Origin of the sequence: Gordonia sp. 852002-10350_SCH5691597 (genome assembly GCF_001665715.1) — a bacterium.
GTDB classification, from domain to species: Bacteria; Actinomycetota; Actinomycetes; order Mycobacteriales; family Mycobacteriaceae; genus Gordonia; species Gordonia sputi.
In genome coordinates this window covers 1-1143 of sequence record NZ_LZMO01000149.1, presented here as the reverse complement: position 1 = coordinate 1143, position 1143 = coordinate 1, and the positions used below count along the sequence as shown (strand labels likewise).

Sequence of the window (1143 nt, the reverse complement as noted above, 5' to 3'; positions counted from 1 at the left end):
TCGATCTCATCGCGGGTCACGCCGAGGATGAACAGCACCGCATCGAGGAACGGGTGGTTGAGCGCGGCGTCGGCGACCTCACGAAGCGCGGGTTTGGCGTTGAAGGCGATCCCGAGGCCCGCGACCGAGAGCATGTCGATGTCGTTGGCCCCGTCGCCGACGGCGATCGTCTGTTCCATCGGCACGCCGACCTGGTCGGCGAACGCGCGCAGCGCACGCGCTTTACCGGGCCGGTCGATGATTTCTCCGATGACCCGACCTGTCAGGCGGCCGTCGACGACTTCGAGGGTGTTGGCACGGACGAAGTCGAGTTCGAGGTCGTGCGCGAGACCGTCGATCACCTGTCGGAACCCACCGGACACCACACCACAGCGGTATCCGAGGCGGTGCAGCGTGCGGATCGTGGTGCGCGCGCCAGGAGTCAGTTGCAGCGATCCGGCAACCTCGTCGAGAACCCGCGCATCGAGACCCTCGAGCGCCGCGACGCGTTCACGAAGCGATTGGGCGAAGTCGAGTTCGCCACGCATCGCGGCCTCGGTCACCGCGGCGACCTCGGCCTCGCGACCCGCGTGTGCGGCGAGCATCTCGATGACCTCGCCCTGGATGAGCGTCGAGTCGACGTCGAAGACCACAAGCCGCTTGGCGCGGCGTGCGAGTCCGCCCCGCTCGATCGCGATGTCGACCCCATGCTTGGCCGCCACGCCTGCCAGACCCTTGCGGAGGTCGGCGTCGGCTGCGACGCTGTTGCGTCCACCGACGCTGACCATCAATTCGAGTCCGGTCACCGGGTAGTCGGCGACGCCCCGGATCGAGTCGATGTTGCCGCCCTGGCCTGCCAGCTCGGCTGCGACCGCGCGGAAAGCCTTCGCCGTCACCGGACTGCCGAGCAACACCACCGCGTGAGTCGACGGACGGTGGCCGGCAGGCGTGCCGCCGACCTCGACGATCACGTCCATGCCGATCGACCCCATCGCCTGCTCGACGATGTCCTGAACTTCTTCGGGGTCGGTGTCGACCGAGACCATCACGCCGAGGGTCAGGCGGTCGTTGATGACGACCTGCTCGACGTCGAGCAGGCTCACCTGCTGCGCCGCGAGTGCGCCCATGAGGACCGAGGTGACGCCCGGCTTGTCCGGGCCGGTG

1 protein-coding gene is annotated in these 1143 nt (G+C 68.3%); it reads right to left on the bottom strand.

Translation table 11 applies throughout. The annotated features are described in order from the left end of the window. A partial coding sequence (gene serB / locus A5777_RS11355) for a phosphoserine phosphatase SerB (protein ID WP_064862736.1) occupies positions 1 to 1143 on the bottom strand: 1143 nt, incomplete at both ends.